Below are 12,399 nucleotides of genomic sequence, written 5' to 3' on the forward strand. Positions count from 1 at the left end.
AGGGCTCAGACGCCCAGGGGGTGCCAGACGGTCTTGGTCTCCAGGAAGCGGGTCATCCGCCTCAGCCCGGGATCGGCCGCCCAGTCCTCCGCCATGGCGTGGGGCAGCACCCGCTTGAGGTTGACGGCCGCCTCCTGCTCGCAGCGCAGCGCCAGGTCGGCGTCCGCCACTCCCGTCAGATCCAGGCCGTTGACGTCCATGTGGGCCGCCAGCCAGGGAGCCAGCTCCGCCTGGTGACCGGTGAGGATGTTGACGACACCGCCCGGCAGGTCGGACGTGGCCAGCACCTCGGCCAGCGTGATCGACGGCAGCGGGGTCCGCTCCGAGGCCACCACCACGCACGTGTTGCCGGTGACGATCACCGGCGCGACCACCGAGATCAGTCCCAGCAGCGGATCGGCGGGCGCCACGACGGCGACCACCCCGGTCGGCTCCGGCGAGGACAGGTTGAAGTACGGGCCCGCGACGGGGTTGGCGGTGCCGTGCACGGATGCGATCTTGTCCGACCAGCCCGCGTACCAGACGAGCCGGTCGATCGTCGCGTCCACCGCCTCCAGCGCGGCCTTCCTGCCCGTGCCGAGCTCCTCGGCGAACTGCCCGCGGCGGCCCTCCAGCATCTCGGCGACGCGGTAGAGGATCTGGCCGCGGTTGTAGGCGGTGGCGCCCGACCAGCCGGGGAAGGCCTTGCGCGCGGCCGTCACCGCGTCTCTGGCGTCCTTGCGCGAGGCCCTGGACGCGTTGGCGAGGAAGTCGCCCTTGGGCGAGGTCACGGTGTAGGACCTCCCACTCTCAGAGCGCGGGAACTTCCCGCCGATGAACAGCTTGTAGGTCTTGCGAACGGACACCCTACTCATCGCCGCGCCCCCTCCACATGATCTCCTGAGTCGTCTGGACCGGCACGAACACCTGGCCGCACCGGCTCACGCCGCAGCGATGGGCGTACCAGCCGGTGCGCACGGGGCGTCCGGCGCGGGCGAAGGCGTGGCCGCGGGTGGCCTGGGCGCGCGTCCCGCGACGGCGGTGGTCACACGTCAAGGTACGCCTCCAGGCCGAGCAGGCCGCCTTCGCGTCCGTATCCGGACTCCTTGTAGCCGCCGAAGGGGGATGCCGGGTCGAACCGGTTGAAGGTGTTGGCCCAGATCACACCGGCCCTGAGCTGGTCGGCCATCCACAGGATGCGCGACCCCTTCTCGGTCCAGATGCCCGCGGACAGGCCGTACGGCGTGTTGTTGGCCTTCTCGACGGCCTCGGCCGGGGTGCGGAAGGTCAGGACCGACAGCACCGGGCCGAAGATCTCCTCTCGGGCGATGCGGTGCGACTGGGCCACGCCGGTGAAGATCGTGGGCGGGAACCAGTAGCCCCTGCCGGGCAGCTCGCAGGCCGGCGACCAGCGCTCGGCCCCTTCCGACTCCCCGAGGTCCGACAGCTGCCGGATCTTGGCGAGCTGATCGGCGGAGTTGATGGCGCCGATGTCGGTGTTCTTGTCGAGCGGGTCGCCCAGCCGCAGCGTCGCCAGCCTGCGCTTGAGCGCCGACAGCAGCTCGTCCTGGATCGACTCCTGGACCAGCAGCCGCGAGCCCGCGCAGCAGACGTGGCCCTGGTTGAAGAAGATGCCGTTGACGATGCCCTCGACGGCCTGGTCCAGGGCGGCGTCCTCGAACACGATGTTCGCGGCCTTGCCGCCCAGCTCCAGCGTGAGCTTCTTGCCGGTGCCGGCGACGGTGCGCGCGATGACCCGGCCGACCTCGGTCGAGCCGGTGAAGGCCACCTTGTTCACGTCGGGGTGGGCGACCACGGCGGCGCCGGTCTCACCCGCGCCGGTGACGATGTTGACGACCCCGGGCGGCAGCTCGGCCTGCCGGCAGATCTCCGCGAACAGCAGCGCGGTCAGCGGGGTGGTCTCGGCGGGCTTGAGCACCACCGTGTTGCCGCACGCGAGCGCCGGCGCGATCTTCCACGCCAGCATGAGCAGCGGGAAGTTCCACGGGATGACCTGCCCGGCGACGCCGAGCGGCCGAGGATCGGCGCCGAACCCGGCGTAGCCCAGCTTGTCGGCCCAGCCCGCGTAGTAGAAGAAGTGCGCCGCGACCAGCGGCACGTCCACGTCGCGCGACTCACGGATCGGCTTGCCGTTGTCGAGCGACTCCAGCACGGCCAGCTCCCTGGCCCGCTCCTGGATGATCCGGGCGATGCGGAACAGGTACTTGGCCCGCTCCGCGCCCGGCAGCCCGCTCCAGCCGTCGAAGGCCTTGCGAGCGGCTTGTACGGCGCGGTCGACGTCGTCGGAGGAGGCGGTGGCCACCTCCGCGAGCGTCTCCTCGGTCGCCGGGTTGACGGTCTTGAAGGACGGCCCTGAGCCGTCCACGAACTCTCCGTTGATGAACAACCCGTAGGACGGCTTGAGATCGACGATGTCGCGCGACTCTGGCGCGGGTGCGTACTCGAACATCGCCATCAGCCCAGAGTGAAGTATTGGGACATCACGCCTGCCAGCGTAGACGGTCCTCCCGTGTGCTCAGCGGGCCCGGCACAGAACGCGCCACGATCGCCACCAGGACCGAGCGTCCACCGGCCCTGAGGCGCTACTGATGTCACCGTACAGACAGCCCCGTACAAGCCGTTGATGAGCTCATCGGCCGTGTGCGTGGAGGGGCTTTAGGCCAGGAGGGGGCGGGCTTCAGCTCACTCCTCGCGGAGGAGCTCGGTGGAGATAGTTGCTCTGGGCGGAGACCGTGATCTCGTACTTGTCGTTGGCCAGCTTCGTCGGCTTCTCGATACGGGCCCAGATCCAGGTCTTGTTCTTGTACTTGCCGTAGCGCATCTGCAGCGTGCCGAGACCGGTCCTATTGCTGTGAACCTTGGTCTTGACGCTGGTGGCCTTCGTCGGCGCATCCGACGAGGTGGCCAGCGCCGCGGCTGCGGCCGGAGCCGCGGCCGGGGCCCCAGTAGAGGCCGCCGTAGCCGAGGCCGCCCCGGCGGAGCCGTCGTTCCCGGGCATGCGTGCCGCCGTCCAGGGCTTCTGCCAGGCCCTCTGCTATCAGGCCGTCCCATGCAGCGTTCGCGCTGGAACCGGTGCTCGCCATGCCCCCGATCCGCTCCCGGTGGCGGGACCAGGATGCTCGCCGGCAGCAGAGCGGGCAGGGGTATTGGCGCTCTTCCTCCAGGATCGTCCAATGCTCGACGAGCTCGTCGATGTGCATCGAGGGTCGTGTCATGCCCGCCCAGCATGAACGCCCCAGGTCTGGGGTCGAGGAACGCGGAGACAGCCACTGGCGGTGAGACCGATCACGAAACAGATGGCCATCGCGACCTGCGGAAAAACTCAAGATCACGGTAGCTGGCTGGACTGTCCCCGCCAGATTCGGGCCGAGAGCCGACTCGACACTGTTGGGTCGTGCACCGCCCTTGATGGACTGGCCGCCCCCTGGCGGGCCCGGGCGGCGGCGAGCACGTCGTCGGTCACCGCGGCTCGGCGGCCAGCCGGCCGATCACCTCCGCCTGGCGTACCGCCACGTCCCACGCATCATCCGGCAGTCGGTGTCACCAGGGGTGAAGTAGCTCAGCGTGAGGTCTGACCCGGACAGAACGTTAGCTCTGTCGGGTCTCCCGAATCGCATCCGCCCAGGTCAGCGCCCTAGGACTCCCGAACGCCATGATTCGGCCACTGCCCCGCCCTGGTTGTCCACAGCCGTAACCGCTCCGGCGGCCACCCGCCGTCCAGCCCTCTGACCTGCGCGGACGCCCTACTTTGCGTCTGGTGACACCGACCCGAGCGCCGGGCCCTGAGGCCGTCGACCGAAGCGAGCGTCCCTCAGGGCCCTCCGAACGCTGCGCCGCCCCAGGTGGTGTGAGTGCTACAGCGCTGGGATCGTCACGCCGATGAGATCACGCTGCACAGCGATGAGGCTTGTGGGTCGGCCGAACTGGCCCGGCACGTTCGCACAGGCGTACACGCCGGCTGACACGCGGATGAGTGAGCTTTATGCAGCCCAGGTGACCTTGCCGTCGGCGTTCACCGTCACCATGCGGCCCGTCTCAGTGAAGCTGGCCGCGACGACGTCCTCGCGCCGCTCGCGGACCTCCCCCTTGGCGTCGAGCAATTCCAGCTCACCCTCGTGGACCAGGCCGACCGCCGTACCGGACGGATCGGCGATCACACCGGCCCGAGCGGCGACATCGCGCGACCACGTCTGCCGCCCGCTCGGGTCGATGCCGCGAACCTCGGTGTGATGGGTTCCGCGCTGGTCAACGTAGCGGGACACCACCGCGCCCCCTCGCGTACCGGCCACGCATTCCCCGGGCTGGTCGAGATTGACCTGAAGGGGAACGACGGTCCCGTCCTTGAGTATCCCTCCGCGCTCGCCGGTCAGGACCGCCCAGTCTCCGCCGACGCAGCCACCCCAGAACCCCCCAGCGGGCACGCGCTTCCCTGTAGCCCGCCATCCGTGAGCGTCGCGCTGGAAGCGCAGGATCTCGCCGCCGGGCAGCGTGGGGTCGGCGTAGAGCAGCAGAGCCGTCGTCCGGTCGGGGCTCTCCCGCCAGAGGACGTTCTCCGCGCCGGCGATCTGATGGCTCTCCTTGCCGTCCGAACGCTGGATCTGGAGTGTGCCTCCCTCGGCGACGACCGTGTCCGTATCGCCCCGCCGGCTCAGCACCTTCCGGGTAGCGGTGGAGAAGGCCGCTTCAGGGCACCGGGCCGCGCAGACGGCAGCCTGCTTGTCCGTCCACACGTGCCGCCCGTCCGAGGCGTATCCGAAGTGCGATTCGGTCTGCGGGTCGTACACGATCGCCCCTGTCGAGGATGCGGCGACGAACACCGGCGGAGTTTCCTGCTCACCGCCGGTGGAACACGACGTGACCGCCACCAGCGCCACCAGGGACGCGACACGTGCGCGGTGGTTCATCGGCCGCTAGATCCGCTTGGTCTGGAAGCTGCACGTGGGGTCGAGGCCCGGAAGGTCCCAGCGCACCCAGAATTTCACGTAGACCTTGTCCTTCGACGAGGCAGGGATGCTGACGGTCACGCTCTTCGTGCCCACCTTGGCGCTGTCGGTGCTCCAACCGTTCCACCACGTGTCGGGTGCGTTGTTCTTGTCCGAATAGACATCGATGGCCACGTCGGTCTTCGATCCAGCGCGACCGCCGATCGTGTACGTGAACTTGGTGAAGACGTCACGCCCTACGCCGTTGTAGTAGTAGCGTGCCGAGCCGCTGAAACCCTTGGGGTCCGACGAGCAACTACCGCTGAGAGTCTTGTCAGCCGACGCAGAGGCGGAAGCGCCGCCGGCGCCGACGATCGACAACGTCAGTACCGCGGTCCCGACGATCGCCGCATGCCGAAGTATGGTGCTCAGTCGCATGATGCCCTTTCCGTTGCCTTACTTGCATCCGTCGAAAGGATCGTAGGGATCAGCGGTATATCGGCGGTATGCCGGCCGTAGATGATCATGTCTGCACAGATTTCGAGAAGAAGACCCGGGCGCGCATCAAGGTCATGCCCCAGGAGGCGGCCGCCGCGACCGCGCCGACCCGCAAAAAGAGCCGTCCCGGAAACGGTCGATTTCGAGAAGATCGCCAACGTGCGTCACCGGACAGCCGTAGGACGCGCTGCAGTTCCCGTGCGGCCGCGTGCGGCGACGTCGATCTGGCGGACCTGATCGGCGAGCCGGGCCCGCCTCTCCTGCAGCGCCTTCTCCGCGGGGCCGCCCCCGTCGCGGGCGTATCGGCGGGCCTGCTGTTCAGCGGCTTGGCGAGCGGCGGCCGCCGAACTGGCGCGCTCGGTGAGCGGCCGCGTCCGGGCGGCCAGCTGGCTGTCGGTGAGCATGCCCATTCCGAGCGGGAGCTGGCTCAGGGCCAGCGGGGCGCTGGCGCGTTCTACGGCGGCCCGCGCCTCCCGCTCGGTGTCCTGCAGCCACGCCACCCGACCACCCCGCCGCCCTCTGACCTTTGGGTTTGAGAGCCTGGTCCGGAGGGCAAGATCGGCTCGCTTCTTACAAGCGCCCCGCCCCCTCGCGGAAGCACGGGTCATCTCGCGGTGGCGTTCTGGGAATCCCCGGGCGGGCCGAGCGCGGCCACGCCGTACACGGCGATCTTGGTGGCGCGCCGGCCGATCTCCAGCATCTGGTCGGCGGGGTAGCCCTGCTCGTGGGCGGCGATGCCGGCCGCGGCGATGGCCCCGAAGAAGCTGCCGACCAGGGCGGCGGCGGAGATCACGTCGAGCCGGTCGGGGAAGGCCCGCAGCAGCGCCCCGGCCAGTCGCGGTTGCGCCTCGGCGGTCAGGCGCATGGCGCGTGCCCGCAGGGCCGGTTCGGTGAGCATCAGCCGGGTGCGCACCGGCGAGAGTGCGACGTCCAGGTCGTCGTCGTCGACGAACGCCTGCACGTCGGCCTCGTACAGCCGGATCAGCACGTCCTCGAGCGATTCGCCGGGAAGCGGGTGGTCAACCACCTCCAGGATCCGCTCGCCCCGGGCCTCGGCCTGCATGAACAGCACGTCCTCCTTGGTGCCGAAATAGCTGAAGAAGGTCCGGGCGGACACGTCGACCGCCGCCGCGATCTCGTCCACGGTGGTCTGCTCGTAGCCCTTCTCGTCGAACAGCCGCACTGCGGCCGCCACCAGCGCCCGGCGCGTGCGCAGCTTCTTGCGCTCACGAAGACCCAGCTCAGAAGTCATGGTTCAGCTTAACACGCAGAAGCTAAACTTCTTCATAGGTTGCAATGTTTCAGAGTCTGAGGTTTTCTTGAAGTGGTCGCGGGACGCCGTCCCGCACTTTCCGCCCGGAGGGCGCCATGACCCTTCCCAGCCTGCCGACCGACCGCGCGACCCCGTTCGACCCGCCCACCGGGCTGCTCGCGGTCCGCGACCAGGCGCCGGTACATCCCATGACGTACGCCGACGGCCGGCTCGGCTGGCTGGTCACCGGCTACGCCGAGGCCCGCGCCGTGCTGGACGATCCGCGCTTCAGCAACCGGCTGGAAGCCGGCGGCAGCCCGCCGTTGAAGGAGCTGCTCGCCGTCATGCCCAAGGAGCCCATACCGGCGCCGCCCGGGTACTTCATCGCGATGGACGACCCCGAGCACGGCCGCTTCCGCAGACTCCTGACCGGCCAGTTCAGCACCCGGCGGATGCGCGCGCTGGAGCCGCGGGTCGCCGAGATCGTCGAGGCGCAGCTGGACGACATGGAGCGCGCCGGGCCACCGGCCGATCTCGTCGCGGCCTTCGCGCGGCCGGTGCCCTCCCAGGTCATCTGCGAACTCCTGGGCGTACCGGCCGCTGACCGCGGGCCGTTCCTGGCGGCCGCCGACACCATGCTGGATCTCGGCCGCCCGCCCGAGGACCGGGCGCGGGCCTCCGCGCAGGCCATGGGCTACCTGGCTGAGCTGGTGGTGCGCAAGCGGGCCGAACCGACCGACGACGTGCTCGGCGGTCTGGTGGCCGGGGGCGAGCTGTCCGACGAGGACCTGAGCGGCGTGGCCGCGCTGCTGCTGACCGCCGGGCACGACACCACCGCCAACATGCTCGGCCTGGGCACTTTCCTGCTGCTGCGGAATCCGGCACAGGCCGACGCGCTGCGTCAGGACCCGGCCCTGGCCGACAGCGCCGTGGAGGAGTTGTTGCGGTATCTCTCCATCATCCACATCGGGCCGATCCGCGTCGCCAAGGCCGACATCGAACTGGGCGGACACACCGTACGAGCGGGCGAGACGGTGACGGTCTCACTGCCGATCGCCAACCGCGACCCCAGCCGCTTCACCGACCCCGACCGGCTGGACCTCACCCGCCAGGCCGAGAGCCACCTGGCCTTCGGGCACGGCATCCACCAGTGCCTCGGCCAGCAACTGGCCCGCATCGAGATGCGCGTCGCCTTCCCGGCGCTGCTGCGCCGCCTGCCGGGGCTGAAACTGGCCGGGCCGCCCGAGCAGGTGCGGATGCGTACCAGAGCCACCGTCTACGGCGTCCACGAGCTACCCGTCACCTGGTGAGATCATCCGGACCAGGCGATCTCGCCGGTGCGGCTGACGAAGCGGCCGGAGCCGGCGCCGGGCTTCTCGGTGGCCAGGGCGACGATGGCGTCCGTGCCCTCGGTGACGGTCTGCGGGCCGCTGTTGCCGTTCAGGTCGGTCGCCGTGTAGCCGGGGTCGGCGGCGTTGACGCGGATGTCCGGCAGCCCTTTGGCGTACTGGGTGGTCAGCATCGTGAGCGCCGCCTTCGAGGCGGTGTAGAGGGGCGCGACCACCGCCGATTCGGGCCGCGACGGGTCGTGGGTGAGGGCGAGCGAGCCCATTCCGCTGCTGACGTTGACGATGACCGGGTCCGCTGACCGGCGCAACAGGGGCAGGAACGCGGTGGTCGTCCGGACCACGCCGGCGAGGTTGACGTCGAAGACGCTGAGCGCGTCCGTGCCGGTCAGGGTGCTGGGGTCACCGTACGGGCCGTGGACGCCGGCGTTGTTGACCAGGACATCGACCGAGCCCTCGTGAGCGGCGACGTCCGCGGCCGCGGCGGCGACGGACGCGTCGTCGGTCACGTCGATCTGGACGAACCGCGCGCCGAGCGCGGCGGCGGCCACCTCGCCCCGTCCGGGGTCGCGGGCTCCGATGAGCACGGTGTGGCCGAGTTCGATGAGGCGGCGGGCGGTCTCACGGCCGAGGCCCTTGTTCGCTCCGGTGATGAAGGTGACTGTCATAGGGCCATTGTTCGTTTCACCTGCGGCGTTCAGCCAGGGAAGCCGCGACGGTAGGAGCAGCCGTACCACCATCGACGACCGGGGATGGCGCAGGATGGAGGTCATGACGACTCCCGGGGCCGGACTGGGCGCGATGATCCGTACGTGGCGGGAGCGGTTGCCTCCGTCGGCCGCGGCGCTGCCGGTGGGCCCGGCACGCCGCGCGGTCGGATTGCGCCGCGAGGAGCTCGCCGAGCTCGCCGGCGTGTCGGTCGACTACGTCGTGCGCCTGGAGCAGGGACGGGCCACGACGCCCTCGGCACAGGTCGTCGCGTCCCTCGCCCGCGCGCTGCAGCTGACCATCCCGGAACGGGACCATCTGTACCGGCTCGCCCGGCTCGTACCGCCGGCGGACGGCATGATCTCCGACCACATCCCGCCCGGGGTGCACCGGGTGCTCGCCAGGCTGGGAGATGTCGCGGTCGCCGTGTTCGCGGCGGACTGGCAGCTGATCTGGTGGAACCGCGGTTGGGCCGCCCTGCTGGGCGACCCCTCGTCGGCGCCACCGCGGCTGCGCAACTTCGCCCGCGACAGGTTCCCGGTCGGTACGGGTCCCGCCCAGCTCGCGCTGTGGCCCGTGATCGAACTGGACCGGGACGCCATCGACGCCGCCGTCGTGTCCGACCTGCGCCGCGCCACCGGCCGCTTCCCGCAGGACCCCCGCCTGGCGGAGCTGATCCGCCACCTGAGCACGGGCAACCAGCGGTTCGCCGACCTGTGGGCGATCGGTACGGTGGCCGCGCACCGCGAGGACCACAAGACGATCGAGCACCCCTCGGTGGGACCGGTCACGGTGGACTGCGACGTGCTGACCGACGGCGACTCCGAGCTCAAGATCGTGATCATGAGCACCGAGCCCGGCGGCACGGACGAGACCAAGCTCCGGCTCGCCGTGATCGCCGGTCCCCCGTCGCCACCACAAGCTACCCGTCGCCTCCAGCGCTAAGGGCTGGAGGCAGGGGTGTCGTGGTGGCGGGCCGATCGACTATCCGGCGGTCACCGTCTGCGGCTCCCAGGAGAAGACCTGGGGCGCCTTCGGGTCGGCGGTGACCCGTAGCCACTGGGTCGCGGTGTCGCCGTAGGTCTCCAGGCGGGTCAGGTTGGGCACGCCCGCGTAGGACGGCTCCTCCTCGTAGACGTGCTCGTCACCGTGCACGAGCAGGACCGGCTTGCCGTACGCGCGAGCCCGCTCGACGATGCGGGCGCGGATCTCGCTGAATCCCGGGGTCTCGACGGGCTCGGCCTGCATCATCAGCAGGACACCGGGGGCCTGGGTGCGCTCGGCGGTGGCGAACGCGGCGTCGATCCAGTCGAGAGCGGCGGCCTTGCGCGCTTCGAACTCGGCCAGACGCACCTGCGGCCGGTCCCCGCCGGGCAGCTGGTCCCACGGCGCCAGGCCGTTGTCGCTGCCGACGGCGTGCACGGTGGCGAAGACGACCCGGCCGCGGGTGAAGCGCACGTTCTCGCGGTAGTCGCGGTGACCAGGGTCCTTGGCCTGGGTGCGCACCGCCATCTGGTGGCCACCGAGCGTGCGGCCTGCGGTCGGGAAGAACACCCGGCGGACCGCGTCGAGGCGCTCGGTCGGCAGGTAGCCACCCGCGGCGGTGCGGTGGCAGTCGGTCCACTCGTTGTCGCCGGGGGTCAGCACGAACGGGTCGTCGAAGGTGCCGAACAGCTCGGCCAAGGTTGCGAAGCGGGCGTCGTCGCAGGTGGAGGAGCCGTTCTTGACATCGCCCGCGTGCAGGACGAAGCGCACGTCCGGGTCGGCGTCGATGGCCTTGACCAGGCCGGGGAACACCACCTGCTGCGCGTCACCGTAGGGGGTGTCACCGAGCAGGGCGAAGGTGACGGCACCGGGCCGGGTGTCGGCGGCGGCGGGAGACAGCAGGCCCGCGGCCAGCGAGGCTGCGACGACGGCTGCTGCGAACAGGGGATTACGCATAGGAGAATCTCGACATGCTCCGGCTACCGGGCATGGACGCAGGGCCGACCACTCGGAGAAATCTTGCCGACGAGCATGGATGGCCGCCCGGGAGACCCACCATCCGGTGCTCGCGGCGCTGCCACCGCCTCAGTCCAGGGTGAAGTAGTCCGGACCCGCGTAGCGGCCGGTGACCAGCTTCTGGCGCTGCATCAGCAGGTCGTTGAGCAGCGACGACGCGCCCAGGCGGAACCAGTCCGGGGAGAGCCAGTCGTCGCCCGCCGTCTCGTTGACCAGGACGAGGTTCTTGATGGCGTCCTTGGTGGTGCGGATGCCGCCGGCCGGCTTCACGCCCACCTGGCGTCCGGTCCGGTCGCGGAAGTCGCGCACCGCCTCCAGCATGATCAACGTCACCGGCAGCGTCGCCGCCGGTGACACCTTGCCGGTGGAGGTCTTGATGAAGTCGGCCCCGGCCAGCATCGCCAGCCAGGACGCACGCCGTACGTTGTCGTAGGTCGCGAGCTCGCCCGTCTCCAGGATCACCTTCAGGTGGGCGTCGCCGCAGGCGGCCTTGACGGCGACGATCTGCTCGAAGACCTTCGCGTAGTCGCCGGACAGGAACGCGCCACGGTCGATCACCATGTCGATCTCGTCGGCGCCGGCGGCGACGGCGAGCGCGGTGTCGGTCACCTTGACCTCCAGCGAGGTGCGGCCGCTGGGGAACGCGGTCGCCACCGAGGCCACCTTCACCCCCGAGCCGGCCAGCGCCTCGACGGCGACGGACACCAGGTCGGGGTAGACGCAGACGGCCGCCACCCTGGGCGCGCCCTCGCCGGGGTGCATCGCCTTGGCGCACATCGCCCTGACCTTGCCGTGGGTGTCGGCGCCTTCGAGCGTGGTGAGGTCGACCATGGAGATGGCCAGGTCGATGGCCTGCGCCTTGGCCGTCGTCTTGATGGATCGGGTGCCGAGCATCGCCGCCCGCTGGTCCGCGCCGACCCGGTCGACACCGGGCAGGCCGTGCAGGAATGCGCGCAGGGTCGCGCCTGACGCGGCGACGTCCGCGAGCGAAGTAGTCAGAGTTGACACCACCACAGCATCGCCGACCCGAGAGCCCACCTCCAAACCGGAGCCTCAAGGAATGGCATTTACGCAGGTCAGCGGTTGATCGAGAAAGCCGTCGGGTAAGTGACGCTCGAGATCATCCATGCGTCCAAGGAGAGGGACGACACCGTCATGGCCAAGGCCTACCTGCTGAGTGGCAGCCGCTACGTGCGGTACGACACCGACGCCGATCGTGTGGACGGCGATTACCCGAAGGCGCTCTCGGCGGGCTGGACCAACCTGCCGGAGGCATTCAAGAGCGACCTGGACGCGGCTCTCGACCTGGCGGGGGGAAAGGTCTATCTGTTCAAAGGCGCTGAGTACGTCCGAGTGGATCAGCAGAGCAACACGGTCGACCAGGGCTACCCGTTGCTGATCACCGACCACTGGGCGGGCCTGGCCGAGGCGGGCTTCGGCGACGGCATCAACGCGGCCGTCACCTGGAACAACGGCAAGGCCTACTTCTTCAAAGGCGACCACTACCTCGGCTACGACCTCAACGCCGACCACGCCGACCCCCAGCCCAAACTCATCGCCGGCAACTGGCCCGGCGTGGCCGAGGCGGGCTTCGGCGACGGCATCAACGCGGCCGTCACCTGGAACAACGGCAAGGCCTACTTCTTCAAAGGCGACCACTACCTCGGCTACG

14 protein-coding genes are annotated in these 12,399 nt (G+C 69.9%); 3 read left to right on the forward strand and 11 right to left on the reverse strand.

What is annotated here, in order from left to right; all coding sequences use genetic code 11:
• Positions 1-5: 5 nt before the first annotated feature.
• The 8 genes from ACIBQX_RS32500 to ACIBQX_RS32535 form a co-directional block, all read right to left on the reverse strand.
• Positions 6-854: an aldehyde dehydrogenase family protein gene (locus ACIBQX_RS32500; protein WP_397011262.1), complete on the reverse strand. Its 849-nt coding sequence runs from the start codon at positions 852-854 to the stop codon at positions 6-8.
• Entirely contained in the window at positions 847-1,035 is a 189-nt protein-coding gene (locus tag ACIBQX_RS32505) for a hypothetical protein (RefSeq protein ID WP_397011263.1), read from the reverse strand. Before ACIBQX_RS32505 ends, ACIBQX_RS32500 begins: the two co-directional genes overlap by 8 nt.
• Positions 1,025-2,449, reverse strand: a complete 1,425-nt coding sequence (locus ACIBQX_RS32510; protein ID WP_397011543.1) for an aldehyde dehydrogenase family protein — start codon at positions 2,447-2,449, stop codon at positions 1,025-1,027. Before ACIBQX_RS32510 ends, ACIBQX_RS32505 begins: the two co-directional genes overlap by 11 nt.
• Positions 2,450-2,677: 228 nt before the next feature.
• Positions 2,678-2,998 (reverse strand): hypothetical protein, encoded by a 321-nt coding sequence (locus ACIBQX_RS32515; protein ID WP_397011265.1) that lies wholly within the window; start codon positions 2,996-2,998, stop codon positions 2,678-2,680.
• A 982-nt stretch (positions 2,999-3,980) separates the two neighbouring features.
• On the reverse strand, positions 3,981-4,904 hold the full coding sequence (locus ACIBQX_RS32520; protein WP_397011267.1) for a hypothetical protein: 924 nt from the start codon (positions 4,902-4,904) through the stop codon (positions 3,981-3,983).
• Between the two features lie 6 nt (positions 4,905-4,910).
• Complete coding sequence (locus tag ACIBQX_RS32525) at positions 4,911-5,360, reverse strand: hypothetical protein (RefSeq protein ID WP_397011269.1); 450 nt, start codon at positions 5,358-5,360, stop codon at positions 4,911-4,913.
• Between the two features lie 224 nt (positions 5,361-5,584).
• Positions 5,585-5,920, reverse strand: coding sequence for a hypothetical protein (locus tag ACIBQX_RS32530; RefSeq protein WP_397011271.1), 336 nt, complete (start codon positions 5,918-5,920; stop codon positions 5,585-5,587).
• Between the two features lie 104 nt (positions 5,921-6,024).
• A complete protein-coding gene (locus tag ACIBQX_RS32535; protein WP_397011273.1) occupies positions 6,025-6,672 on the reverse strand; it encodes a TetR/AcrR family transcriptional regulator in 648 nt (215 codons plus the stop codon).
• Positions 6,673-6,788: 116 nt separating this feature from the next.
• Between ACIBQX_RS32535 and ACIBQX_RS32540 the strand changes: the two genes are divergently transcribed.
• Complete coding sequence (locus tag ACIBQX_RS32540; protein ID WP_397011275.1) at positions 6,789-7,982, forward strand: cytochrome P450; 1,194 nt, start codon at positions 6,789-6,791, stop codon at positions 7,980-7,982.
• Positions 7,983-7,984: 2 nt separating this feature from the next.
• On the opposite strand, the gene ACIBQX_RS32545 is transcribed toward ACIBQX_RS32540, so the two are convergent.
• The gene (locus tag ACIBQX_RS32545; protein WP_397011277.1) at positions 7,985-8,686 is read right to left on the reverse strand and encodes an SDR family NAD(P)-dependent oxidoreductase; all 702 of its coding nucleotides are present in this window, start codon (positions 8,684-8,686) and stop codon (positions 7,985-7,987) included.
• A 103-nt stretch (positions 8,687-8,789) separates the two neighbouring features.
• Between ACIBQX_RS32545 and ACIBQX_RS32550 the strand changes: the two genes are divergently transcribed.
• Positions 8,790-9,671: a helix-turn-helix domain-containing protein gene (locus tag ACIBQX_RS32550; RefSeq protein WP_397011279.1), complete on the forward strand. Its 882-nt coding sequence runs from the start codon at positions 8,790-8,792 to the stop codon at positions 9,669-9,671.
• 39 nt (positions 9,672-9,710) lie between these two features.
• Here the strand turns inward: ACIBQX_RS32550 and ACIBQX_RS32555 are convergent, their stop codons facing one another.
• Both ACIBQX_RS32555 and deoC read right to left on the reverse strand, forming a co-directional pair.
• Positions 9,711-10,667 carry a metallophosphoesterase gene (locus tag ACIBQX_RS32555; RefSeq protein WP_397011281.1) on the reverse strand — a complete coding sequence of 319 codons (957 nt, stop codon included), beginning with the start codon at positions 10,665-10,667 and terminating at the stop codon, positions 9,711-9,713.
• A gap of 129 nt (positions 10,668-10,796) precedes the next feature.
• On the reverse strand, positions 10,797-11,726 hold the full coding sequence (gene deoC / locus ACIBQX_RS32560; protein ID WP_397011545.1) for a deoxyribose-phosphate aldolase: 930 nt from the start codon (positions 11,724-11,726) through the stop codon (positions 10,797-10,799).
• A 108-nt stretch (positions 11,727-11,834) separates the two neighbouring features.
• Here deoC and ACIBQX_RS32565 point away from each other — a divergent pair.
• The coding region (locus tag ACIBQX_RS32565; protein ID WP_397011283.1) for a hemopexin repeat-containing protein at positions 11,835-12,399 on the forward strand (565 nt) is incomplete at its 3' end.

Source organism: Nonomuraea sp. NPDC049714, assembly GCF_044465295.1.
In the GTDB taxonomy this organism is placed as follows: domain Bacteria; phylum Actinomycetota; class Actinomycetes; order Streptosporangiales; family Streptosporangiaceae; genus Nonomuraea.

What these genes read in the sequence shown, in the direction of transcription:
- ACIBQX_RS32500 (WP_397011262.1), bottom strand. Translation starts at nt 854, where the DNA reads ATGAGTAGGGTGTCCGTTCGCAAGACCTACAAGCTGTTCATCGGCGGG.
- ACIBQX_RS32510 (WP_397011543.1), bottom strand. Translation starts at nt 2,449, where the DNA reads ATGTTCGAGTACGCACCCGCGCCAGAGTCGCGCGACATCGTCGATCTC.
- ACIBQX_RS32515 (WP_397011265.1), bottom strand. Translation starts at nt 2,998, where the DNA reads ATGCCCGGGAACGACGGCTCCGCCGGGGCGGCCTCGGCTACGGCGGCC.
- ACIBQX_RS32520 (WP_397011267.1), bottom strand. Translation starts at nt 4,904, where the DNA reads ATGAACCACCGCGCACGTGTCGCGTCCCTGGTGGCGCTGGTGGCGGTC.
- ACIBQX_RS32525 (WP_397011269.1), bottom strand. Translation starts at nt 5,360, where the DNA reads ATGCGACTGAGCACCATACTTCGGCATGCGGCGATCGTCGGGACCGCG.
- ACIBQX_RS32535 (WP_397011273.1), bottom strand. Translation starts at nt 6,672, where the DNA reads ATGACTTCTGAGCTGGGTCTTCGTGAGCGCAAGAAGCTGCGCACGCGC.
- ACIBQX_RS32540 (WP_397011275.1), top strand. Translation starts at nt 6,789, where the DNA reads ATGACCCTTCCCAGCCTGCCGACCGACCGCGCGACCCCGTTCGACCCG.
- ACIBQX_RS32545 (WP_397011277.1), bottom strand. Translation starts at nt 8,686, where the DNA reads ATGACAGTCACCTTCATCACCGGAGCGAACAAGGGCCTCGGCCGTGAG.
- ACIBQX_RS32550 (WP_397011279.1), top strand. Translation starts at nt 8,790, where the DNA reads ATGACGACTCCCGGGGCCGGACTGGGCGCGATGATCCGTACGTGGCGG.
- ACIBQX_RS32555 (WP_397011281.1), bottom strand. Translation starts at nt 10,667, where the DNA reads ATGCGTAATCCCCTGTTCGCAGCAGCCGTCGTCGCAGCCTCGCTGGCC.